The sequence below is a fragment of the Cardiobacterium sp. genome (assembly GCF_057314735.1).
On the sequence record NZ_DBHKZK010000057.1, the window covers coordinates 1 to 22,857 of the forward strand.

Below are 22,857 nucleotides of genomic sequence, written 5' to 3' on the forward strand. Positions count from 1 at the left end.
CTTCCTTCCAGTGACGAATACGCGCCAGCGGCTGATAATTGCCGGAAGCATTTCTAACGGAAAATTCCCACTGATCATCATCATATTTGAGGAACTGATACTGACCATCGCGGGTACGAAAAGGCGTCCAGCGCAGCTTCATGGGCGGAGAAAACGGCATGGGCGCACCGACAAATTCCAAACGACTGAGCAGGGTGCCATCCACTTCAAGAACACCATCGCTATCAGCATCGAAGATAGTATCGACGCCTTTATCGCTGACAGAAAGTTTATATATGTCATGACCAGGACCACCTTCAAGATAGTCGCTACCTTTGCCGCCATTTAATACGTCATTTCCGCCACCGGCAAATATGTAGTCATCCTTTCCTTTTCCGGTCAATTCTCCCTTGTCTTCAGCCTCGTCCGTACCAAAAATGACGGATGTATAAATATCATCAATTGGGGCAGTAAATCCTTCATTATCAGGTTCTTTAGGCTCTATAAATACCCCGCTGGCAATATCTTTATATATGCGGAAAGAAGAGTCCGTTCCTTCCTGAAGTTGCTTGAGCATATTGAAACGCTGTTCTATATACTCTTTCGTCATACCGGAAGCAGTACCCGAATCTTGAATATCAAATAACCTTAACGAATCAAACTGTTCTTTTCCAAGGCGAGCTTCAGTATAAAACGACGCATCTTCCACAACAAAAGAATTGAGGTTTTTTAAAGCATAACGCCAACTAATGCCGATAGGATCCGGCTCAGTAATTTGCCTGGACACAAATTCGGGCGTAAAACCATTTAATGGCATTAGCTTTGCGCCGCGATACTGTTTGAACAATTCAATTATCTGTTTGCTTTGCAGGTGTTCCTTGAACTCCTGACTGGTATTTATGGGCAGCCTTTCTGTCTTACCAGTCATAAGGTTATAGAGCCCCTGATAAACATGCTTCACTTTTTGGTAATCCATGTCGCGGTATTCATCACTACCGAAAAGGAAAGAAATATCATCTAATCCTATTATGTCATTATCCTCATTTCGGAATGTATTGGTAAGTAGTAAACGAACCGTCATGGCATTGTCAAGTTCGTTGCCGGAAAGGTCGTTCAGCAAAACGGGGAGAATGGTGTCTGTAGTGTTAATAAACCATTCCATTTCATACAATGGCTTACTCGCTCCTAGTTTTTGAATACCTTCAGTAAAGAACCATTCACCCAACGCATACCCTGCTTTGAAAGATAGGTCTGTAAGTACGCCAGCTATTACCCCCCTAGACATCTTTGCAATTAGGCTTCTTGCAGATAAATAAGGTATTTTTTTAATTATGCCTAGTTGTTCTGTCTCTCCTTTAATAAATCCATTTACGGTCTTTCTCATTCCCATGATAGCACTATCAAGAGTAGCAGCCCAATCTACTATTGACTCAGGATTAGAAGGATCCATATCAGCAAGAATTGCTTTAATTAGATTAGCATAATCAAAGAAAGAGCCTAATTTTTTAAAGAAATATTGACCATATCTTTTGTCTATAATTTTATCTAATATTTTTGCCGGTTCATCATCAACTTTAACGCTATACCTCTCCAAAAGCGCATTATATTTGGACATTCTTCTTTTAATATCATCTATATTTTTATTAAATATTTTTCTTATTGGTTCGTAACTTATTTTTTTAGGATATGCTTTTTCATGCGCATTTAGTGCCTCCAGCATTGACATTTGTTGTTGCTTCTCCATCGTAAGAGATGCTAGCTCGATATGAGCCGATTCCAAATGTTTAAGGAGTTTTAAATCTTTATCGTTAAAATAAAAATGTTTAACAATAGTTTCTCCTAGTAGGATAATACCTGCTTTACTGACATTGCTAAATATCATTGACAATGTTTGATATAAAGTATCCTTAGACCCAGGATCTCCTATAGTATTATCTCTGGCTGCTTTGAGTGCAGTGTCAATGGCAAATTTAGTAATTCCACCCATTTCATCAATTGTGTCACCCATAATTTATCTCCATTTATCTCCGTTGAAAAAAGTCAGCAAAAAAATGAAACCAAAAGAAGAGTATATTTAAACCCAAAATTATAAAAACAAATAAAATATTTATCCAAAACCCTCCTAAATATCCTTCTTTCCCAGACAACATTGCCAATTTAACTTTATACGAAATATCCATAAATAAAACACCAAACGAGGAAAATAAAAAAAATAAAACAGATGCCAATAGAACAATAATACAAAATAAAAATCTTCTTATTGTATGTGCATTTCTAGGATCTAGGTTTCTTAATCCTAGCCAAGTTACTGGATGCCACAATAATACACAAAGAGAATACAAGATAAAGAAAAAACTTGCCGCTCGCCAAAAGGCGAAAAAGAATACCGTATTCCCAATATCTGAATTGAAAAAATTTTGCCCAGTAGAGAAAGTTAAATAGAGATCGCTGCTTTTAATATTGCTTAAAAATATCTTCCCTTTTTTTATTGGCTTCACTGTAAAATCCGCAGTATTATCTCTCATCCAATCAATAACTCCATTAACCCAGTCCGGTTGCCATACTAAATGCATATCCTTGATCCAGGCATTAACCAGAAACAGCTCAAACAGAATACACCAGCCAAGAAAAATCAAAGCGAATTTTTGCAGCCTTCTTGGCGGCAATTGTCCGTCTTGGGCAAGGTATTTTTTGATTACTTCGCGTTTCTGCTCGTCGGCAATTTCTGCCAATTTTTTGTCGATATTACGGGTACGTTTGTTTAAGCGTGCATTTTTGCCAAACACTAAATCATACCAAAACGCAGGAAACGCGCTTAAGGTGGCAAGCAACAGAAAGAGGATAAAATTCAGAAACAAATTCTGTGCCGCAGAAAGCCCCGTAACCTCGAAACCAAAGCAAAAAAATCCGATTGCTACCCAAAACAAGATAACCAATATATAGAAGAACAGATATTCCTCATAAAGGCGTTCTGACATCATCCATTCCATGATGTTTTGCGGTTCTTCTTTCATATTTGTTCTACCTTGGAGTATTTGCTGGTGTGTTCTGCTTCTACGTTGCGCCGGGTGGCGCGGTGGTGGTGTTTGCGGGTTGTCATCGCTGTCTTCCCTGATTGGTTTGTCCGATAACGAAGATAGCTATTTTTTGAAAAGCGGGCAAGGCTAAATGCAAAAGGTTAATGAAAGGTGGTTTTCGGATTATGTAGCCGTAATATAGGTCAGTTACTTGTATTTAATGGGTTTGTTTACTTTGTGTGGAGCGTATGGAAGCGGCAGTTTGTTACGTCATCTTCACAATATAGCAACGGTTTGGTGTGGTTTTTTGAGGATTTGTGAGTGGGTGCCAACCGGGGTTTGCGTTTTTCCGCGAGCGGGTTACAGCGACGCGGCTTTCTTCTGTTCCCACCGGGGTGAAGGTGCAGTCTGGCAGCGCTATCAGGGTGGTTTGGCGTGATGCTATAAGTAGAGACCACTTTTGCGGTTGCAGGCAATAAAAAACCCGCCGCAGCGGGTTTTTCGGGGTTGGTTTTGCGCAATCAGGCGGTCGTCTCCGCTTCGCCTTCGTCGCCGCCTTTTTGCTGGTAGCGACGCCAGGCTTCCATCACCGCCTTGACCACGGTGGCAAGCGGGATAGCGAAGAAGATGCCCCAGAAGCCCCACAGGCCGCCGAAGACCAGCACGGCGATAATCAGCGCGACCGGGTGGATGTTCACCGCTTCGGAGAATATCAGCGGCACGATGACGTTGCCGTCCAGGATTTGCACGACGAAGTAGAGGCCGACCACCCAGTAGAAATCGCCGGTCAGGCCGTATTGCATATAGGCGACGACCAGCACCGGGATGGTGACGACGGTCGCACCGATGTAGGGGATGAGGACGGAGAGGCCGACCATGAAGCTGAGCAGCAGGCTGTATTGCAGGTTGAAAATGTGCAGCGGGATGAAGGTCAGCAGCCAGACGACGAGGATTTCGCTGAATTTGCCGCGAATATAGTTGCCAATCTGGATATCCACTTCGTACCAGACGTCCTGGATGATTTCGCGCCGTTTCGGCAAAAAGCGGCCAAGCCAGCCCATGATGAGCTTTTTGTCCTTCAAAAAGAAGAAGATGAGCAGCGGCACGAGGATGATGTACACCAGCACCTTGATGATGACGAAGACCGAGTAAAACAGCTTGCCGGAAAGCGATTTGCTGAAGTTGGCGATTTCGCCGTTAAGGCTGTCCAGCAGGCTTTGCACGCCGCTCTCGCTGAAGGCGGTGGGGAATTTGTGCGGCAGCAGCAGGATGTATTCCTGGGTGCGCTGGAAGTAGTCGGGCAGCGCGCCGATGAGCAGTTTCGCCTGGTCGATGATGGCGGGCAGCAGCACGATGGTGAGGTAGAGGATGGCGGCGATGAAGATGAAATAGACGAGGGCGACGGCGATGCCGCGGCGCACGCCGATGCGCTCCAGCTTGCCGACGACGCCTTCGAGCAGGTAGGCGAGCGCGATGGAGATGATGACCGGCAGCAGCCATTCGCCGAGGAAATAGAAGATGGCAATGAGGCTGATGCCGAAGGCGACCAGCGCGACCAGCGAGGGATTGGCGAGGAAGCGGGCGAAGGGCGCCCAGAGGGATTTTGTGGAGGTGTTCATGAGGGTTTTTGCGGATGAATGCGGGCAGCAATTTTAAGGGATTGCGCCGGGTCGGGGGCGGGATTTTCGGCGGGCCAGCCTTCGTCGGCAAACAGGATACAGATTAAGTGCGTGCACAGGGATACAAGCAATAGTGCCATAAAAAATATTGCAAAAAAATGGCGCGTCGTTTCCGGCAAGGCTTTCCCGTTCATCAGGAAAAACAGGCACATTATCAGCAGTGTGAAAACAGCATTCAGCCAAAAGAGCCCGTACATTGTCCGCCTGACGGGTTTATCTGCCACGGCTGGCATGATATTGGGGAGCGGCTTTTCGGCAAGTACGGCATTGATAATTGCGGCTATTTCTTCGCTGCGCTGTTTGGCCTGCGGCAACCCGATATAAATCCAATATTCATGGTCAAGGCGGTCATGGATGGCGAGGTAATAAGCGCTGCCGCCTTTGCCACTGGGAATGGATTCGGCGCGGGCGGCGCGTAAATCTTGCCAATACAGGGTACGCTTGCTGTTTTTGCCACGGAAAAAATAAATGCCGTGGCAATTTATATGCACCAATAATTTTTTCTCCGGCGGATAAAAATAGGCACGGTATGCCCGCACGATAAAAATAACCAGCGCACCAATAGCCGCAATAATCAAAGTCATGGCGACAACATAAAAAAGCTGCAACAGCAGCGGCACTGCCGCGCCATACGCCCACGGATTCATGCTCTTGCCCAGGAAAAGCAGAACTAAAAAGGCAAACGGGCTTCCGCAACTCAAGCTGGCGAAACGCCCTGTCGCCAGACGCGCGCTATGGCAGCGGTAATCCAAACCGGGCGGTGCCGACGGTGGCAATGACGGCGCCATTCCGCGCAAATAATCTTGCGCAACCCGCTCAATCTGCGCATAAGTGTCGTATTCGCGCTCCAATCGTTTGTGACGATAATCCAGCACCGCGCCGTCTTGGCTTTCAATGCGCAGCGTTTTCAAAATGCCATGACGGCGAACGCTTTTTAATTGTTGCCAGCGCCATTGATAGCGAATGCGTTTGGCGCGGTAAATGGTCAGCCCTTGCGGGTCGCATACCACACAGGGCGGCGGCAATGTGCCGTAATAATAGAAACGGATATCGCCTTTCACGAAAGAAATACCGTAATACAGATACGGCGGCAGCCACAGCCAGCAGTAATCCAGCAGGATGGACGGCGCACCGCGATAGTTGTGCAAGAGCATGAGCAAAAGGACAAAACCGGTTGTCACCCAGGCTTGGGTGGCAAACCATTCAATGATATGCGTGCCACCCCAGCCACGGGTATGCGGGTTGGCAAATTCGGGCCGGAATGGGCAAGGGGTGATTGGGGCATGATGGTTTCTGCGGCTAATGATTGGTCGAAAGCGGCGAACGCATGACCGGTTTTGTCGGCCATGAGACCAACCTACGGCTATGCCTACAGGGTATTGGCGGTTGCATCATGGGCGGCCACCCCCACCCCAGCCCTCCCCCGCTGCGGGTGCTGACGCACCCTGCGAGGGAGGGGGCGAACCGGCGGGATTATTGGCAACGACTGGTTTTGCCGCGCTGTTGGTGTCGGCGCATCTTTCGGGACACCACCCCGGCATTTTTGTCGGCCATAAATGGCCGACCTGCGTTTATGCCCCCATGACTGGTTTTGTTGGCGGTGGGGCAAGCCCCACCCTACACGCTGCAAGGTACAAATAGCAACACACCCGCCAAGGCGGGTGTGTTTGCGCGGGTCAGGACGGTTGGTTGTTTTCGTCCGGTTTGGCGATTTCTGCCGGGGGCGGCGGCGTTGCCGCTCCGGTTTCCGGGGCGGGCAGCAGGTCGCCGTCCAGTGCCTGTTCAGGGTGCAGCGGCGCGACGCTTTGCCGGTAGGCGACCAGCGCGGCTTCAGGTCGGTTTTTCGCTTCCAGAATTTGCGCGTAGAGGGCGAAGGCTTCTTTGGTCTGGCTGCGTTTGACCGCTTCTTCGATGGCGGCGAGTGCGGTGTCCAAGTCCTTTGCCTTGTAGGCAATCAGCGCCTTGGCGTAGAGGAAGATGGCGTCGTTGGCGTGTTTGCTCTCCCATTGCTTCATGTGTTCCAGTTGAGCGCGGAAGTCGGCACGGCGCAGTTGGCTGTAGGCCTGGATGTATTCGAGGTCTTGTGTTTGCCGGATTTCGCCCGCGAGCAGTTTTTCGGCTTCTTCAGGGTGGTCGTTTTCGACCAGCGCGCCCGCGTATTGGAGGACGAGGTCTTTGTCGCGGCGCAGTTCGCCCGGCAGGTGTTTCCACGCAGCTTCGAGTTCGGCGACGCTTTCGCGGGCGGCGGTGTCGTGCAGCAGGCCTTTGGCGCAGTTTTTTTGTTTGGCGGCAAAGTCGGCCTCGTTGAGGTGCGGGCGCAGCGCGGGCAGCAGTTCCCAAGCTTTTGCCCAGTTTTGTTGGCCGCTGTAGGCGGCGCTCAGCAACGCGGCAATTTTGCTGTTGCGCGGCTCTTCGGCGTGCAGTTTTTCCAGCAGTTTGGCCGCTTGTTCGTAGTTGCCGTTGTCGATGTGGATTTCGGCTTCGGTGATGCGCGCCAAGGTGCCACCCTGGTTGGTGCGGGCGTCCTGGCGGGCGCGCAGCAGGTAGTGGTCGCGGCGGTCTTTGGCATTTTGGCGGTCGGCGGCGATGGCGGCGTTTTCAAAGTAGATAACGGCATCCTGGCCGAGGCTTTCGGCGAGTTTGCCACCACGGTCGAGGTCGCGTTCAGCGCGGCTGTAGTGTCCGGCAAGCAGCGCACTCATGCCGCTTTTCAGCAGGCGGTCGGCTTTGTGCTGGCGGCGCACAGCGCTGTTGCGGCTTAAGATTTGCGGGCTGTGCCAGAGGCAGCAGAGCAGTTTCAGCACCCAGTAGAGGATAATGCTGGCGACAAGCGAGAGCAGCAACCAGACGATAAGCGAGGTTTCGGCGTAGTGGCTGCCTGCCTTGAAGAAGACGCGCAGCGGGATGAGGTTGACCGCGTAGCCGATGAAGGCGCAGAGGCAGAGGATGAGGAGGACGAGGATGATGCGCATGGCTTACTCCTTGGCGGCCTGTTCGAGTTTTTCGGTCAGCGCGGCGATGTCCGGAGCGTTGCTGTTGCTGGTTTTGAGTTGTTCCAGCGTGGCAAGGGCGGCGGCGACGTTGTTGTTACTGCTGTCAAAGAGGCGTTCGATTTCGCCGTGCAGGCGGTCAGCAGTCGCGGCATAGGCGGCCTGGTCGTGCAGTTGCAGGGCGTTGCGCGCGTAGGCGAGGTCAAGGCGCAGGTTTTCTTTGAGGATGATTTGCAGCGCTTCGTTGGTTTGTATCCAGGTGAGTCCAGCATCGTCAATTTTGGTAACGGTGACGGTTTTGGCGAGGATGTTCTGTCCGACACCTTTCAAGCGGTCTTTCCAGTCGGCAGCTTGGGCGTCTTCTTTGGGTGCGAGCAGGTTGACGGGGTCAACGTTTTTGTACGGCCAGGCGGGCAGGGTAGCGATGATGGCGTCGATTTGCGCAGCCGGAGTCGCCTGGGCGGCGAGGACGGCGTACTGGGTACGCAGCTTGGTCAGTTCATCCTGGTAGGCGGCGTAGTTGCTTTGGCCAAGGTTGAAGAGGGTGAAGGTTGCACCCGCCTGGTCAAGGTAGGCTTTGGCGGCGCTGTAGTTGCCGTCGTTGGCGGCGATTTGTGCCATTTTCAGGGCGTTAATCAGCGGGTAGGGGTTGGCGCTGCTGTTGTTTTGTGCCAGTGCGTGTTCGATGAGGACGCGCTTTTCGTCGATTTGCTGGACGGCGGCTTTGGCGGCGGCTTCGCTGCTTTGTACGGCGGCGATTTCTTTGCTGAGGTCAATTTTGGTCTCGCCCTGGGCGAAGGTCGCCAGTTCCTGTTTGATGAGGCTTTCGGCCTGCTCGCGGCTGATGCTGTTGGCGGCAACGATGGCGGCGATTTGTTCGTCGCTGGTTTGGCGGGCGGCGACGGCGGCGTCAATGGTGCTGTCGAGGTTGTTCAGCGCCTGGGTTTGTTTTTCCAGGTTGTTGAGGCGCAGCGCGAGGTCGTCAACCTGGCTGTTGCTGGCGTAGTTTTGTTGGGCGGATTCTTGGGTCTGCATTTGCAGGGCGACTTGTGCCACGGTGTCGCTATAGGTTTCGGAAAATTGTTTGAGGGTGTAGGCGCCGCCTCCGGCAACGGCGACGCTCACCAGCAGCGCCAGTATGGCCAGGCCGCGTCCGCTTTTCGGGGCGGGTGGCGTGTAGTCGCTGTAAGTGCTGTCATCGCGTACTTCGTGCTGATTTTCAGATTGTTTTTCTTCAGTCATGGCGTTGCTCCTGGGTTTGTTTCCACCAATGGCAAATGGCTGCGATTTGCCGGGTTTCGCTGGCATTTTCGGCGGCAATAATGTGCTGAAAGCCTTGTTTTTCCGCGTATTGCGCCACTCTTGCGCTAAGGGCGGCGATGCAGGCGCGGTATTGTATCAGTTTCCGTTTTTCTTGCGGGATTATTGCGAGGAGGTTATCGAGGGTTTGCTGGCTGGCAATGGTGATGATGTCCGGCAGCGGCAGCGCCTCCGGCCAGCACGCGGTCGGGTTGTAGCGGCTGTAGGGATAGAGGGTGTGAACGGTATTGTTTTGGCTGAGGATTTCGGCGAGATACGGGCGTCCGCCGGGAGCGGCGATGAGGGCGATGTGCGTCTCGCGGGGGTGCCAATGGGCAAGCAGCGCTTCGCTGTTGTACGGTGCGGGCGCGGTAATGTCCGGCGGTTGCGGTAGCGCGGCGGCGGTCGCCTCGCCAATGGCGACGGTTTGCTGGCCGCGCAGTGGGCATTGTTCTCGTAGATGGCGGACGGCGGCGGCGCTAGTGAATATGAGGGTGTCGCTGTGGTCGAGTATGGTGCGTTCGGCAGCAGAAAGCGACCGGGCGCGGGTCGCCATCAGCGGCAGGTGCAAGGTGATGCCGCCCAGGTCGGCAATGCGGTCGCGGAAGGCGGGGTAATGGGCGGCGTCGCGGGTGTAGAGGACGGTGCAGTGGGTGAGTGCTTTCATGCGGAGGTTTCTCCGGTGATGGTGGTGGCAAATTTTAATGAGGATTTCACGCCGGTGCTGGAACAGCTCCCTGTTCTGACTATTCATTCCCTCAGCCATCATATTTAACGCTTTTTTATTCAATCAGATAAGGCTGCCATGTGCTTTGCCGCTTGCACAGCGGGAGCAAAAATTTTATTTTTCCAAATGTTGAAAATTGCGCAATCTTTTGCGGTTTTCGGCGTATTTCTGTTTTCCAGATGAGGATTGCTTATGTCAAACCAGTTCATCATGTCGCTAGACCAGGGGACGACCTCGTCGCGGGCGATTATTTTTAACCGCCACGGCGAGACCATCAGCGTCGCGCAGAAGCCGTTTACCCAGTATTTCCCGACGCCGGGCTGGGTTGAGCATGACGCCAAGGAGATTTGGGGTTCGCAGATTGCGGTGCTCACCGAAGCGCTCGCCAAATCCGGGCTGGAAGCTAAGGATCTCGCCGCGATTGGCGTCACCAACCAGCGCGAAACCACCATCGTCTGGGACCGCGCCACCGGCGAGCCGGTGCATAACGCCATCGTCTGGCAAGACCGCCGCACCGCGAAATATTGCGACAGCCTGCACGACAAGCGCGACTGGATTCGCGGCAAGACCGGACTGATTATTGACGCCTATTTTTCCGCGACCAAGGTCAAGTGGATTCTTGATAACGTCGAAAACGCGCGCAAGCGGGCGGAGCGCGGCGAGCTCTGCTTCGGCACGGTCGATACCTGGCTCATCTGGAACCTCACCAAAGGCAAGGTGTTTGTCACCGACCCCAGCAACGCCAGCCGCACCATGCTCTACAACATCCACACGCTGGACTGGGACGACGAGCTGCTCGCGCTGTTTGACATCCCGCGCAGTATGCTGCCGGAGGTGCGCGCCAGCAGCGAAGTCTATGGCACGGTGTCCAACCGCTATCTGGAGCACCCCGTGCCGATTGCCGGCATCGCGGGCGACCAGCAGGCGGCGCTCTTCGGCCAGCTCTGCACCGAGAAGGGCATGCTGAAGAACACTTACGGCACCGGCTGCTTCCTCTTGATGAACACTGGCGACGAGGCCGTCACCAGCAAAAACAACCTGCTCACCACCATCGCCTGGAAGGTCGGCGGCAAGACGACTTACGCGCTGGAAGGCGGGGTTTTCGTCGGCGGCGCGGCGGTGCAATGGCTGCGCGATGGCGCGCGCATCATCCGCACCTCTGCCGATATCAACACGCTCGCCGCGACGGTGGATGACAACGGCGGCGTCTATTTCGTCCCGGCGCTGACCGGTCTCGGCGCACCCTACTGGGATTCCTACGCGCGCGGCGCATTCTTCGGCATCACCCGTGGCACCACCGACGGCCACCTCGCCCGCGCTACCCTCGAAGGCATCGCCTTCCAGGTCTATGACATCGTCAAGGCGATGGAAGCCGACGCCGGAGCGCAAACGCGCGAACTGCGCGTCGATGGAGGCGCGAGCATGAGCGACTACCTCATGCAAACGCAGGCGGACATCTTCGGCTTCAACATCGTCCGCCCGAAAACCGTCGAAACCACCGCGCTCGGCGCCGCCTACCTCGCCGGGCTTGCCACCGGCTACTGGGAAGACATCGACAGCATCCGCAAACAGTGGAAAATCGACAAAACCTTCACCCCGCAACTGCCGCCGGAGCGCGTCCGCGAGATGCTGCACTACTGGCACAAGGCGGTAAACGCCTCGCGCCACTGGATTGAAGAATAACCCTCCCCCACCCTCAAAAACCAAGGAAAACCCATGAACGTATTAACCGCAGAAATCATCGGCACCGCGCTGCTCATCCTGCTCGGTAACGGCGTCGTCGCCAGCTGCTGCCTCAAAGACACCAAATCCGGCCCGGCGGGCTGGATGGTCATCGCCACCGGATGGGCCTTCGCCGTCTATATCGGCGTCCTCGTCGCCGGCCCGGTCAGCGGCGCGCACCTGAACCCCGCCGTCACCCTCGGCTTCGCCATCCACGGCTCACTGCCCTGGAGCGCGGTGCCTTCCTACATCGCCGGACAATTCATCGGCGCAATCATCGGCGCCTTCCTCGTCTGGATCTTCTTCTTTGACCACTTCGCGGTGACGCTGGACGAAGACGCCAAACGCGCCTGCTTCTGCACCTACCCCGCCATCCGCAACTACCCGGTGAACTTCATCAGCGAGCTCGTCGGCACCTTCGTCCTCGTCTTCGTCCTCTTCTACATCATCGGCAACGGCGCCAGCCTGACCCTGCCGGGCGAAACCAGCGCCACCCCGGTCGGCCTCGGCTCCATCGGCGGACTGCCGGTCGCCGTCCTCATCTGGGCGATTGGCCTCTCGCTCGGCGCGACCACCGGCTACGCCATCAACCCGGCGCGCGACCTCGGCCCGCGCTTCGTCCTCTCCATGCTGCCGCTGCGCACCGACGCCGACTGGTCTTACAGCTGGGTGCCGGTACTCGGCCCGCTCGCCGGTGGCGCCCTTGCCGCCTGGCTTTACAACGCGTTGATGTAACCGCGTTGGACTCACGAAAAAACCGCCCTCCGGGGCGGTTTTTTTGCGGTGCAAAAAAGGCGGCGCCACGTTCATTTTCCGCTGGCATCCTCATGAAATTGGCGCTACATTAACATCCATGCACGCCTATCCACACATTCCCGTGCATATCCCCAAAAATCCACACACAAGGCAATCTCATGAAATCTCTGAAACTGAAAACGCTCGCCGTCGCCACCTTGCTCGCCTGCACCGCGGGCGGTGCCTGGGCGGACGGCATTGGCGCCTCGCTTTTGACGCAGCAGCACCCGTTTTACATCGAGCTGGCAGATGCGATGAAGGCCGAGGCGAAGGCGCAGAATGTGCCGCTGGAAGTCGCCATCGCCAACCAGGATTTGAGCAAGCAGCTGGCTGATATTGAAGACATGATCGTCAAGGGCGTCAATGTGCTGGTCATCTCGCCGGTTGACAGCAAGGGCGTGCTGCCTGCCATCAAGAAGGCGCAGGATGCGGGCATCAAGGTCATCACCGTGGACATTCCCGCCGAGGGCATTGAAGTGCTGTCTTACGTCGGCACCGACAACTACAAGGGCGGCGAGAAAGCGGGCGAGCTGATGGCGAAGGTGCTGAACAACAAGGGCGAGGTCGCCATTATCAATTATCCGACGGTGCAATCTGTCGTCTCGCGTATTGACGGCTTCAAGAAAGCGCTGGAATCGCATCCTGATGTGAAAATTGTCGCCGAACAGACCGGCATTACCCGTGCCGAAGCGCTTGCCGCCGCACAGAATATGCTGCAAGCCAACCCGGATATCGACGGCATTTTCGGCTTTGGCGACGATGCCGCGCTGGCGGCCGCCGTTGCGGTGAAATCCGCAAACCTGCAAGACAAGGTGAAGGTCATCGGTTTTGACGGTATGAAGGAAGCGCGCGACGCCGTCGATAGCGATCCGGTCATGGTCGGCGTTATCCGTCAGTTCCCTGACCAGATGGGCAAACAGGCGGTAGATACGGCGGTTGCGGTGATGAAGGGCGAGAAAGTTCCGGCGCAGCAGCCGATCGAACCGGGTGTGTACACCGGCAAAGAGTAAGCAGCCATGACTGCCGCGGCGGATGATGCCCTGCTGCAATTACGCGGCATCGGCAAAGTTTTCACCGGCGTCGCCGCCCTGCGCGACATCAATCTCACCGTGCGCGCCGGGCAGGTACATACCCTGCTCGGCGAGAACGGCGCGGGCAAATCGACGCTGATCAAAATTCTCGCCGGAGTGCATCAGCCGTCCGGCGGCAGTATGACGCTCGACGGCGCGCCCTATGCGCCTGCAAGCCCGCGCGAGGCAGCGGCGCGCGGCATCGCCGTCGTCTTTCAGGAGCTGAGCCTGTGCAACAACCTCACCGTCGCCGAAAACATCCTCGCCACGCGCGAACCGGCGCGCTACGGCATCATCAACCGCCGTGCGCTCTACCGCCGCGCGCGGCAACTGGTCGATGAACTGCAACTGCCGGTGGACGTAGAGGCGCGCGTCGCCGACCTTTCCATCGCGCAGCGGCAGTTGGTGGAAATCGCCAAGGGGCTGAGCCACGACGCCAAAGTCGTCATCCTCGACGAGCCGACCTCCTCGCTCTCCGATGCCGAAGCGGAAATCCTCTTCGCCATCATCGCCCGCCTGAAAGCGGCGGGCAAAGCGGTCATCTACATCTCGCACCGCATGGAGGAAATCATGCAACTTTCCGACGACATCACCGTGATGCGCGACGGCCAGTACATCACCACCCTGCCCCGCCGCGAAACCACCGTCGAAGAACTGATCCGGCTGATGGTCGGGCGGCGCATGGACCAAATGTACCCGCCGCGCCTGCCGCAAACCCCGCCGCCGGACGCCGCCCCGCCCGCGCTGGAAGTCCGCGCACTGACCCATACGCGCGCCTTTCGCGACGTTTCCTTCGCCGTCCATCCCGGCGAAATCCTTGGCTTCTTCGGCCTCGTCGGCGCCGGACGCTCCGAAGTGATGAACGCCATCTTCGGCATGATGCCCGCGAGCGGCGAAGTCCGCCTCGACGACGAAACCGTGCACATCCGCCATCCCGCCGACGCCATCCACTACGGCATCGGCTTCGTCACCGAAAACCGCAAAGAGCAGGGACTGGTGCTGGCGCAGGCAGTGCGGCGCAACATCAGCATGGCCGCGCTCAAGCGCTTCGCCGCCCGCCTTGGCTTCCTCCACTTCGCCGCCGAACGCGAGGCCGCCACCGCAGACGTCGCCCGCCTCGCGGTACGCACCGCCTCCATCGAAGCCGCCGCCGAAACCCTCTCCGGCGGCAACCAACAAAAAATCGTGCTGGCCAAATGGCTCGGCACCTACCCGCACGTCCTCATCCTCGACGAACCGACGCGCGGCGTGGATGTCGGCGCCAAATTTGATATCTACCGCATCATCCGCCAGCTCGCCGCCGAAGGCACCGCCATCCTCCTCGTCTCCTCCGAACTGCCGGAATTGCTCGGCCTCTCCGACCGCATCGTCGTCATGCACGAAGGCAGCGTCAACGCCACCCTCGCCCCCGCCGACTTCAACCCGCAAACCATCATGGCCGCCGCCACAGGACAAACCCATGCCCACGCCTGACCGCCCCCTCGTCCGCCACCCGCTCCTGCGCCAATACGGCGGCATCGTCATCGCCCTCATCATCCTCTGCACCGTCTTTACCATTGCCAACAGCCGCTTCCTCTCACTGGCAAACTTCATGAACATCTTCCAGCAAGTCGCGGTCGTCGCCATTGCCGCCTTCGGCATGACCTGGGTCATCCTCCTCGGCGAAATCGACCTCTCCGTCGGCTCCATCATTGCCGTCGCGGGAATGGTCGGCGCACAAAGCCTCGCCCTCGGTACCGGCTTCACCGCCGCCCTGCTCATCACCGTGGCGGCAGGCGCCATCCTCGGCGCCGTGAACGGCCTGCTCACCGCCCGCCTGCTCCTGCCCTCGTTTATCGTCACCGTCGCCACCATGAGCATCTACCGCGGCCTCGTCAGCCTGCCGACCGGCGGCGCGCCCCTGATGATCAGCGACCCCAACTGGCAGGCGATAGGCGCCAGCCACTTCCTCGGCGTACCGCTCATCATCTGGATACTGCTCGTCCTCTTTCTCGCCAACCACATCGCCCTCTCCATGACCGTCTTCGGGCGGGAAACCTACCTCACCGGCGGCAACCGCGAAGCCGCACTCTACTCCGGCATCCGGGTGAACCGCATCAAAATCATCATCTTCACCCTCTCCGGCGTGATGTCCGCCATCGCGGGCATCCTCCTCTCCTCGCGCCTCTACTCGGCGCAAACCAACGCAGGGCTTAGCTACGAACTCGACGCCATCGCCGCCGCCGTCCTGGGCGGTACCAGCCTCTCCGGCGGCGTCGGCACCATGCCGGGCACCCTCATCGGCGCGCTCATCATCGGCGTGCTAAACAACGGCATGAACATGCTCTCCGTCCCCTACTTCTACCAGCTCATCGTCAAAGGCGTGGTCATCATCATCGCCGTCTGGCTGGACGTGCGCGCCAAACGGCGGAAGGACTAGGCTGTTTACAATTCAACCCGCCCTGTGTTGCAGGCTTCGCCCTGCGGTCGCCCGCCGATATGCTCCCTCCCCTGCAGGACGCGCCAGCGTCCGCAGCGGGGGAGGGTCGGGGTGGGGGTAGAGGAATCCATGCCACCGCCGCCATACCTTTCCACACACCACAGGATGCGCGAGGGCAGCACTGCCAAAGCCATTTACATACACCTCCCTCGCTATCGTGTATGTAAACCGAATAACCGCAGCTCGGGCATCAATGCCCGACCTGCAAACTGACATCCCCCCTCCCCCCCTGTGGGGGAGGGGACGGGGCTCCCCCGCATACCACCGATGTCATCAAAGAAACCCCAAAAAACCGCAAAGGCACCCATGAAAAAAATCCTCACCATCGGCGAAATCCTCGTCGAAATCGTCGCCAGCAGCAAAGGCGACGGCTTCCTTGAAGCCCAGCCGCTCACCGGCCCCTACCCCTCCGGTGCGCCCGCCATCTTCATCGACCAAGTCGGCAAACTGGGCGCACCCTGCGCCATCATCTCGCGCGTCGGCGACGACGATTTCGGCACCCTCAACCTGCGCCGCCTGCAACAAGACGGCGTGGATACCAGCGGCATCACCATCGCCCCCGGCGAAAGCACCGGCAGCGCCTTCGTCCGCTACCGCGCAGACGGCAGTCGCCGCTTCGTCTTCAACATCACCCATAGCGCCTGCGGCCGCCTCGAAGCGACCGCCGCCAGCGACGCCCTCATCGCCAGCTGCGACCACCTGCACCTGATGGGCAGCGCACTCGCCGCGCCCGGAATGCGCGCACTCGCCCTGCACGCGCTGCACACCATCAAGGCGCGCGGCGGCAGCATCTCCTTCGACCCCAACCTGCGCCGCGAACTGCTCGGCGCGCCCGGCCTGCACGAAGCACTCCAACAAACCCTCGCCGCGACCGACATCTTCCTGCCCTCCGGTGACGAACTTTATCTTTTCACCACTGCACAAAACGAAAGCGATGCCATCGCCGAACTGCTCGCGCGCGGCATCAAAGAAATCCTGCTCAAACGCGGCGAACAAGGTGCCAGCCACTACAGCGCGGACGGCCGCCTTGACGCCGCCCCCATTGCGGTGCACGAAGACGACCCGACCGGCGCGGGCGACAGCTTCGGCGGCGCCTACATCGCCCTGCGCCTGAACGGCCACGATGCAGCCAGCGCCCTGCGCTACGCCAACGCCGCCGGCGCACGCGCCGTCACCCGCATCGGCCCGATGGAAGGTACCTCCACCCTGGCCGAGCTGGACGCGCTGCTCGCCCGCACGGGCGACTGACACGCCGCAATCACCGCCAGCCGCGCACAGTACGCATCCGATGAATCAACCATGCCATCCGTCTGTAGGGTGGGGCTTGCCCCACCAGCACAATCATTCAAACCGCATCGTAGGTCGGGTCTTTATGCCGACCTTTTTTGCTGTCGGTCATGAATGGCCGACCTACGAACTGATAGCGCCAGCCGCGTACGGTGAATCCACAATGCCATCCGTCTGTAGGGTGGGGCTTGCCCCACCGGCACAATCATTCAAACCGCATCGTAGGTCGGACACATACCCGACCTTTTTTGCTGTCGACCATGAATGGCCGACTTGCGTCTCCGTTACAGAATTTTGCGAGGATTGCCGCAAACCAAAGACGTTATGGTGGGGCAAGCCCCACCCTACGCGCCCTGCCCTGCCCCACCCGCAAAAAAGCCGGTTCAATGAACCGGCTTTTGTTGGCGCGAGGCGTCAATCAGTCAATCAAAATACGCAACATCCGGCGCAGCGGTTCGGCCGCGCCCCAGAGGAGTTGGTCGCCGACGGTGAAGGCGGAGAGGTATTCGCCGCCCATCTCCAGCTTGCGCAGGCGGCCAACGGGTACCGCGAGCGTGCCGCTCACTTTCGCCGGGGTCAGCTCGTGGATGCTGGCTTCCTTGGTGTTCGGGATAACCTTGACCCAGTCGTTGTGCGTTGCCAGCAGTTTTTCGATTTCGGCGAGCGGCAGGTCTTGCTTCAGCTTCATCGTAATCGCCTGGCTGTGGCAGCGCATCGCGCCGATGCGGACGCAGAGGCCATCGACGGGAACGGGATTGGCGCTGCGGCCGAGAATTTTGTTGGTCTCCACGCCGCCTTTCCATTCTTCCTTGGACTGGCCGTTGCCGAGGTCGGCGTCAATCCACGGAATGAGGCTGCCCGCGAGCGGCACGCCGAAGTTGGCGGTCGGGTAGGCGTCGCTGCGCAGCGCGGCGCTGACCTTGCGGTCGATGTCGAGAATGGCGCTGCGCGGGTCGGCGAGTTCGCTCGCAACTTGTGCGTGCAGGTAGCCCATGCCTTCGAGCAGTTCGCGCATATTTTTCGCACCCGCGCCGGAAGCGGCCTGATAGGTCATGCTGGTCAGCCATTCGACCAAGTCGTTTTCAAAGAGGCCGCCGAGCGCCATCAGCATCAGCGAAACGGTGCAGTTGCCGCCGATGAAGTCTTTTTTGCCGTCGCGGATGGCCTGGTCAATGACGCTGCGGTTCACCGGGTCAAGGATGATGACGGCGCGGTCGTCCATGCGCAGGGCGGAGGCGGCGTCAATCCAGTAGCCGTCCCAGCCGCGCGCGCGCAGTTGCGGGTGGATGGCCTTGCTGTAGTCGCCGCCCTGGCAGGTGATGATGATGTCCATTGCGGCGAGCGCATCGAGATTGTGCGCGTCTTGCAGGGTTTTGCCGCTGCCGGCGAAGGCAGGCGCCGCTTCGCCCGCCTGCGAGGTGGAAAAGAGGGTGGTTTCAACGTGGGCGAAGTCCTGCTCTTCCTGCATCCGCCCGATGAGGACGGAGCCAACCATGCCGCGCCAGCCAACAATGCCAAGTTTTTTCATGAGTATTCCTCGGTTAAATGGAAAGGGGCGGCTATTAAACGCCCTTTGCCGGATGGCTGCAAGCGGGCGGAGTGGCCGCTTCGCCGCGCGTGCAGCGTGCGCCGTAAAATTTTTCCTCACGCCCGCCTGTGTTAATTTGTGCGGATTCCGCCCATCAACCCACCAGGACGCGCCATGATTCTCCTCTGGGACAAAACCGACCAATCCCCTGTCGCCAACGCCCAACAAGCCGAACACTACATCCAGCGAAAAACCATGCAGGTATTCATCCATACAAGACGACAAATCGAAGACAGCATTGGCTACCAATACGGCTGGAAAAGCGCACAATGGTTCGTGGTCTATATGCTCCTCAACCTCTGGCTCTACAAGGCGGGCGGCGACGGCGCACTCTACACCGACGCCCACGACGAACCACAAGCCTACGCCGCCGGCCAAACCTACCTGCCGGAAGCGATGACCGCAGCAGGCATCCACTTCTATCAGCCAAACCGGCGCGGCTTTGAAATCAAACTCGCTGATAAACTGGAACAACTGCGCGCACTGGATGAAGCGGCGAACCACCCCGCTCCGCCGCCCCCTGAAAAAACGTAGGGCGGGCTTCAGCCCGCCGCCAAACAACATTTCCTTACCAACCTGACCCAACGGATACCCAAAACATGGAAACAACCGAAATAAACAGCGTCAGCGACCTGTCCCAAATCCTGCAAACACTCGGCGAACCCAAAGAAGGACATACCCGCTTCTTTCGCGGTCATGGTGATGAAAACTGGCAAATGCTGCCCAGTATCTATCGTGCAAAACACCTTATCGAAAATGAAGACAAAATCATCAAAGACGCCTTAACCTATTGCCCCGATGATTTCTTGCCCAGCGATACCCTCTTTGAAAAACTGGTGAAATTGCAGCATTACGGATACAGCACCCGCTTGCTGGATTTAACGACGAATGCGTTAGTTGCTTTATATTTTTCTGCTTGGAATAAAGATCATCATGATAAAAATGGTGAGCTGATAATTTTAGATATACCGGATGAACAAATAAAATATGGGGATAGCGATACAGTAGCAATTTTATCAGCTCTTTCACTTCAATCTGTGGAATTTAATTATACTAAGCTATTGTATTCATCTACTCCAATTGCTATTAGTGAAGTGGCTAGAAAGATCCTAGATGAACTAGATTCTATTGTAAGAAGACAAAGCGCTTTAGAAAAGCTAGAAAAAAGCAACAATAATATTAGAGAGGCACTTGCATACGATCCAAATACAATTCTTTCCCAAATAAGCACAGATAGAGAAATAATTAATGAATTTAATCGAAAAGTACATGTTATTTCTCTATTACATGATATCCAAGCAGACAAGCCAAACTTTCGACCAGCAATTAATCCTGGTGACTTTAATCGCGTTCTCTGCGTCCGCGCCAAACTCAATAATCAGCGCATCTCACGACAACAAGGTTGCTTCCTGCTATTCGGCATCAAAGGCAGTAAAACAAAAGCTGCCGTCATTCCTGATGAATGGCAACGCCTCGCCTCAAACAGACAAAAAATCCTCGTCAAAGCGAAACGCAAAGCCCCCATCAGGCAAGAACTCGAATCCTTCGGCATCAGCAAACGCACCCTCTTCCCCGAACTGGAAGCACAAGCGAAAGAAATTATGGACTACTACAAAGGACAAAAATGACCCCCGACACCCCCAACCACTACGGCACCATCAGCCGTGCCCTGCACTGGAGCATGGCCGTTGCCATCGCCTGCATGTACCTCCTCGCACTTGCCTGGCACCTCTCCGGCCACACAGAAACTCTCATTCCCGTGCACAAAGCCCTCGGCACCCTGCTCCTCATGCTTGTTTTCGCCCGCATCCTCTGGGCGATTGCCACCGAACAGCGCCCGCGCGCCACCAGCCTTGCCGCCCGCCTGGGGCATCTCGCGCTTTACCTCCTCATGCTCACCGTGCCGACCATCGCCCTCATCCGCGACGCCGCCGCCGGTCGTGACGGCAGCGCGGAAAACGCGGCGACCCGCTTCGGCGACCTTTGGCACAGCCGCGCAGCGAGCGCGCCTTGTTTTTGCTTTTTTCGCGGCGGCCGGGGTCGTAATTGAGCGCGGCGCTGGATGCTGAGGGTTGGCAAGGCCGGGGCGCGGTTTTTATTGACGCTGGCGCGGTAGCGGTCGCTGCCGGGATATTCCGGCGCCATACCCGTGGCGAGGCCGAGACGGATTTCGGTGCTATCCGCCGCGCGGACGGCGGGGAGGGTCGCCAGTATCAGGGCGACGGTGAGGGTTTTGTTCATGGGATGCTCCTTGATTGAAGGTTTGGGCATCCCGGCCGGGATGGCGGCGATTGTACGCAGTCGCAGTGGATGTTTTTTGCGCTTCGTGCGGCGGGTTTTTAGGGACTGTTTACCATTCGGCGGACAGCCAACCGCCGCCAAAACAACCACCAGCGCAGGTCGGCCATTCATGGCCGACCTGTGGCGATGACCAAGGTTTATTGCCGCAGATGCTCGGGCGGTTACGGCTTCGCCTAACCGCCCCTACGCCCGGTTTTTTTGCGGTTGTTGCAGGGGTGAACCGCCGGGGTTGTCATCATCCGCAATGTTGTTTTTCACCTTATCCCATCGCCCTTCAGGGTGTTTTTCACCACACCTAACCGCCATTCGTAGCGTTTTCCGCTTGACTTCCCCGCCGCTTTTGCCGAAACTGCCCACCTTTCTTCAAATTCACGGAGTTGTCATGAAAAAATCCCTGCTCGTTCTCGCCCTGTTCGCTGCGGGCGCCCACGCCGAAGACACCATTACCATCGCCCTTGCCGGGCCGGAGACCGGGCCGGTCACGCAATACGGCACGATTCAGAAGATTGGCGCGGAAGCCGCCATTGATTTTGTCAATGCCAACGGCGGTTTGAACGGCAAGAAGCTGGTCGTGAAAACCTACGACGATGCCTGCGAGCCGAAGCAGGCGGTGACGGTCGCCAACCAGATTGTCAATGACGGGGTGAAGTTCGTCATCGGCCACCTCTGTTCGTCCTCCACCATGCCCGCCGCCGAGATTTATGACGAGAACGGCATCGTGATGATTACCGCCGCCTCCACTTCGCCGGAGCTGTCGCAGAAGGGTTACAGCACCATCCTGCGCACCATCGGCACCGACCTGCAAAGCGCGCCGGTGAGCGCCGCTTATATCGCCGATGTCATCAAGCCGAAGCACATCGCGCTCCTGCACGACAAGCAGGCGTACGGGCAGGGGCTGGTCGATGCGGTCGCCGCCGGGCTGAAGGCGCGCGGCATTGAGCCAGTGATTGTTGAGGGCGTGAACAAGGGGCAGAGCGATTTTTCCGCGCTGATTACCAAGCTGAAGAACGCCAATGTGGATTTTGTTTATTGGGGCGGTTTCCACCCGGAAGCGGGCGCGATTTTGCGTCAGGGCGCCGACCAGGGCTTCAAGCCGGTGTTCATGGGCGCAGATGGCGTGGATAACGTTGATTTGTTTGCGATTGCGGGCAATGCGGCGGAAGGTGTGCTGGCGACCGTGCCGAAGGATTTTTCCGCCGCGCCGGAAAACGCCGCGATTGTGGAAGCCATCAAGGCGAAGAAGCAGGACCCGAACGGCCCGTTCGTCATGCCCAGTTATGCGGCGGTGCAGGTGATTGCCGAGGCGGCGAAACGCAGCGGCAGCGACGACCCGGAGACGATTGCGAAGACGCTGCGCGAGGGCGAGTATGACACCGCCATTGGCAAGATTGGTTTTGCGGAAAACGGCGACCTCAAGGATTTTCATTCGGTGATTTATGAGTTGCACGCCGACGGGAAGAAGGTTTTGAAGAGTGAGTAATTGAAATTATATTGTCGTAGGGGCGGTTAGGCGCTCGCGCCGTAATCGCCCGTTTCATTGTTTGCGGGCGGTTACGCTCGTTCCTCGCTAACCGCCCCTACCATTACTAATTAAACCCAATTTTTATTAGTTTTAGGGAACGGATGTTCAAAATGGCTTGCGGTTAGATAATAAACACCGCTACCCCCACCCTAACCCTCCCCCGCTGCGGACGCTGGCGCGTCCTGCGAGGGAGGGGACAAATCGGCAGTTTTTTTGCGCATTGGTTCCCGCATCCACCATTTTCAGTAGCGTCATTTATACATACACCTGAGCGCTCATGGTGTATGTAAATGGCAAATACTCGTTGAGGTATCGGATAGTGTCGCTTCGCGGATTATCTGCTGCCCCCACCCTGCCCCTCCCCCGTGGGGGAGGGGCAGGGTGGGGGCAGCAAACAAGCCG

18 protein-coding genes are annotated in these 22,857 nt (G+C 56.7%); 10 read left to right on the plus strand and 8 right to left on the minus strand.

The genetic code is table 11. From position 1 onward, the window contains the following. The 7 genes from ACO54Z_RS07650 to ACO54Z_RS07680 all read right to left on the minus strand — a co-directional run. Window positions 1–1,987: hypothetical protein (locus tag ACO54Z_RS07650; RefSeq protein WP_485996476.1), on the minus strand; the 1,987-nt coding region annotated here is incomplete at its 3' end. A 13-nt stretch (window positions 1,988–2,000) separates the two neighbouring features. Next, a complete protein-coding gene (locus tag ACO54Z_RS07655) occupies window positions 2,001–2,993 on the minus strand; it encodes a hypothetical protein (protein ID WP_485996477.1) in 993 nt (330 codons plus the stop codon). 524 nt (window positions 2,994–3,517) lie between these two features. Continuing rightward, window positions 3,518–4,615: an AI-2E family transporter gene (locus ACO54Z_RS07660; protein ID WP_485996478.1), complete on the minus strand. Its 1,098-nt coding sequence runs from the start codon at window positions 4,613–4,615 to the stop codon at window positions 3,518–3,520. Next, complete coding sequence (locus ACO54Z_RS07665; RefSeq protein WP_485996479.1) at window positions 4,612–5,856, minus strand: hypothetical protein; 1,245 nt, start codon at window positions 5,854–5,856, stop codon at window positions 4,612–4,614. The genes ACO54Z_RS07660 and ACO54Z_RS07665 overlap by 4 nt, the downstream gene beginning before the upstream one ends. Before the next feature lie 495 nt (window positions 5,857–6,351). Then, window positions 6,352–7,647 (minus strand): heme biosynthesis HemY N-terminal domain-containing protein, encoded by a 1,296-nt coding sequence (locus ACO54Z_RS07670; RefSeq protein WP_485996480.1) that lies wholly within the window; start codon window positions 7,645–7,647, stop codon window positions 6,352–6,354. 3 nt (window positions 7,648–7,650) lie between these two features. Continuing rightward, window positions 7,651–8,907: a uroporphyrinogen-III C-methyltransferase gene (locus ACO54Z_RS07675; protein ID WP_485996481.1), complete on the minus strand. Its 1,257-nt coding sequence runs from the start codon at window positions 8,905–8,907 to the stop codon at window positions 7,651–7,653. After that, entirely contained in the window at window positions 8,900–9,631 is a 732-nt protein-coding gene (locus ACO54Z_RS07680; RefSeq protein WP_485996482.1) for a uroporphyrinogen-III synthase, read from the minus strand. The genes ACO54Z_RS07675 and ACO54Z_RS07680 overlap by 8 nt, the downstream gene beginning before the upstream one ends. A gap of 252 nt (window positions 9,632–9,883) precedes the next feature. Between ACO54Z_RS07680 and glpK the strand changes: the two genes are divergently transcribed. From glpK to ACO54Z_RS07710, 6 genes are all read left to right on the plus strand, one after another. Beyond that, a complete protein-coding gene (gene glpK / locus ACO54Z_RS07685; protein ID WP_485996483.1) occupies window positions 9,884–11,374 on the plus strand; it encodes a glycerol kinase GlpK in 1,491 nt (496 codons plus the stop codon). 33 nt (window positions 11,375–11,407) lie between these two features. After that, a complete protein-coding gene (locus ACO54Z_RS07690) occupies window positions 11,408–12,148 on the plus strand; it encodes an MIP/aquaporin family protein (RefSeq protein ID WP_485996484.1) in 741 nt (246 codons plus the stop codon). A gap of 179 nt (window positions 12,149–12,327) precedes the next feature. Then, window positions 12,328–13,218, plus strand: coding sequence for a substrate-binding domain-containing protein (locus ACO54Z_RS07695; RefSeq protein ID WP_485996485.1), 891 nt, complete (start codon window positions 12,328–12,330; stop codon window positions 13,216–13,218). Between the two features lie 6 nt (window positions 13,219–13,224). Then, window positions 13,225–14,751, plus strand: a complete 1,527-nt coding sequence (locus ACO54Z_RS07700; RefSeq protein WP_485996486.1) for a sugar ABC transporter ATP-binding protein — start codon at window positions 13,225–13,227, stop codon at window positions 14,749–14,751. Continuing rightward, a complete protein-coding gene (locus ACO54Z_RS07705; RefSeq protein ID WP_485996487.1) occupies window positions 14,738–15,697 on the plus strand; it encodes an ABC transporter permease in 960 nt (319 codons plus the stop codon). Before ACO54Z_RS07700 ends, ACO54Z_RS07705 begins: the two co-directional genes overlap by 14 nt. Before the next feature lie 366 nt (window positions 15,698–16,063). After that, window positions 16,064–17,005 (plus strand): tagatose kinase, encoded by a 942-nt coding sequence (locus ACO54Z_RS07710; protein ID WP_485996488.1) that lies wholly within the window; start codon window positions 16,064–16,066, stop codon window positions 17,003–17,005. A gap of 457 nt (window positions 17,006–17,462) precedes the next feature. Here ACO54Z_RS07710 and asd read toward each other — a convergent pair whose 3' ends face one another. Continuing rightward, window positions 17,463–18,572 carry an aspartate-semialdehyde dehydrogenase gene (asd, locus tag ACO54Z_RS07715; RefSeq protein ID WP_485996489.1) on the minus strand — a complete coding sequence of 370 codons (1,110 nt, stop codon included), beginning with the start codon at window positions 18,570–18,572 and terminating at the stop codon, window positions 17,463–17,465. Window positions 18,573–18,746: 174 nt separating this feature from the next. On the opposite strand from asd, the gene ACO54Z_RS07720 reads away from it, so the two are divergent. From ACO54Z_RS07720 to ACO54Z_RS07735, 4 genes are all read left to right on the plus strand, one after another. Beyond that, window positions 18,747–19,166, plus strand: coding sequence for an AAA family ATPase (locus tag ACO54Z_RS07720; RefSeq protein ID WP_485996490.1), 420 nt, complete (start codon window positions 18,747–18,749; stop codon window positions 19,164–19,166). A gap of 65 nt (window positions 19,167–19,231) precedes the next feature. Beyond that, the gene (locus tag ACO54Z_RS07725; RefSeq protein WP_485996491.1) at window positions 19,232–20,260 is read left to right on the plus strand and encodes an FRG domain-containing protein; all 1,029 of its coding nucleotides are present in this window, start codon (window positions 19,232–19,234) and stop codon (window positions 20,258–20,260) included. After that, the gene (locus tag ACO54Z_RS07730) at window positions 20,257–20,682 is read left to right on the plus strand and encodes a cytochrome b (RefSeq protein ID WP_485996492.1); all 426 of its coding nucleotides are present in this window, start codon (window positions 20,257–20,259) and stop codon (window positions 20,680–20,682) included. Before ACO54Z_RS07725 ends, ACO54Z_RS07730 begins: the two co-directional genes overlap by 4 nt. Before the next feature lie 633 nt (window positions 20,683–21,315). After that, entirely contained in the window at window positions 21,316–22,413 is a 1,098-nt protein-coding gene (locus tag ACO54Z_RS07735; protein ID WP_298080115.1) for a high-affinity branched-chain amino acid ABC transporter substrate-binding protein, read from the plus strand. Window positions 22,414–22,857: the final 444 nt, after the last annotated feature.

Coding starts and splice junctions, on each gene's coding strand:
- ACO54Z_RS07655 (WP_485996477.1), bottom strand. CDS start 2,993: ATGAAAGAAGAACCGCAAAACATCATGGAATGGATGATGTCAGAACGC.
- ACO54Z_RS07695 (WP_485996485.1), top strand. CDS start 12,328: ATGAAATCTCTGAAACTGAAAACGCTCGCCGTCGCCACCTTGCTCGCC.
- ACO54Z_RS07675 (WP_485996481.1), bottom strand. CDS start 8,907: ATGACTGAAGAAAAACAATCTGAAAATCAGCACGAAGTACGCGATGAC.
- ACO54Z_RS07705 (WP_485996487.1), top strand. CDS start 14,738: ATGCCCACGCCTGACCGCCCCCTCGTCCGCCACCCGCTCCTGCGCCAA.
- ACO54Z_RS07660 (WP_485996478.1), bottom strand. CDS start 4,615: ATGAACACCTCCACAAAATCCCTCTGGGCGCCCTTCGCCCGCTTCCTC.
- ACO54Z_RS07720 (WP_485996490.1), top strand. CDS start 18,747: ATGATTCTCCTCTGGGACAAAACCGACCAATCCCCTGTCGCCAACGCC.
- ACO54Z_RS07690 (WP_485996484.1), top strand. CDS start 11,408: ATGAACGTATTAACCGCAGAAATCATCGGCACCGCGCTGCTCATCCTG.
- ACO54Z_RS07725 (WP_485996491.1), top strand. CDS start 19,232: ATGGAAACAACCGAAATAAACAGCGTCAGCGACCTGTCCCAAATCCTG.
- asd (WP_485996489.1), bottom strand. CDS start 18,572: ATGAAAAAACTTGGCATTGTTGGCTGGCGCGGCATGGTTGGCTCCGTC.
- ACO54Z_RS07670 (WP_485996480.1), bottom strand. CDS start 7,647: ATGCGCATCATCCTCGTCCTCCTCATCCTCTGCCTCTGCGCCTTCATC.
- ACO54Z_RS07735 (WP_298080115.1), top strand. CDS start 21,316: ATGAAAAAATCCCTGCTCGTTCTCGCCCTGTTCGCTGCGGGCGCCCAC.
- ACO54Z_RS07700 (WP_485996486.1), top strand. CDS start 13,225: ATGACTGCCGCGGCGGATGATGCCCTGCTGCAATTACGCGGCATCGGC.
- ACO54Z_RS07730 (WP_485996492.1), top strand. CDS start 20,257: ATGACCCCCGACACCCCCAACCACTACGGCACCATCAGCCGTGCCCTG.
- ACO54Z_RS07680 (WP_485996482.1), bottom strand. CDS start 9,631: ATGAAAGCACTCACCCACTGCACCGTCCTCTACACCCGCGACGCCGCC.
- ACO54Z_RS07710 (WP_485996488.1), top strand. CDS start 16,064: ATGAAAAAAATCCTCACCATCGGCGAAATCCTCGTCGAAATCGTCGCC.
- glpK (WP_485996483.1), top strand. CDS start 9,884: ATGTCAAACCAGTTCATCATGTCGCTAGACCAGGGGACGACCTCGTCG.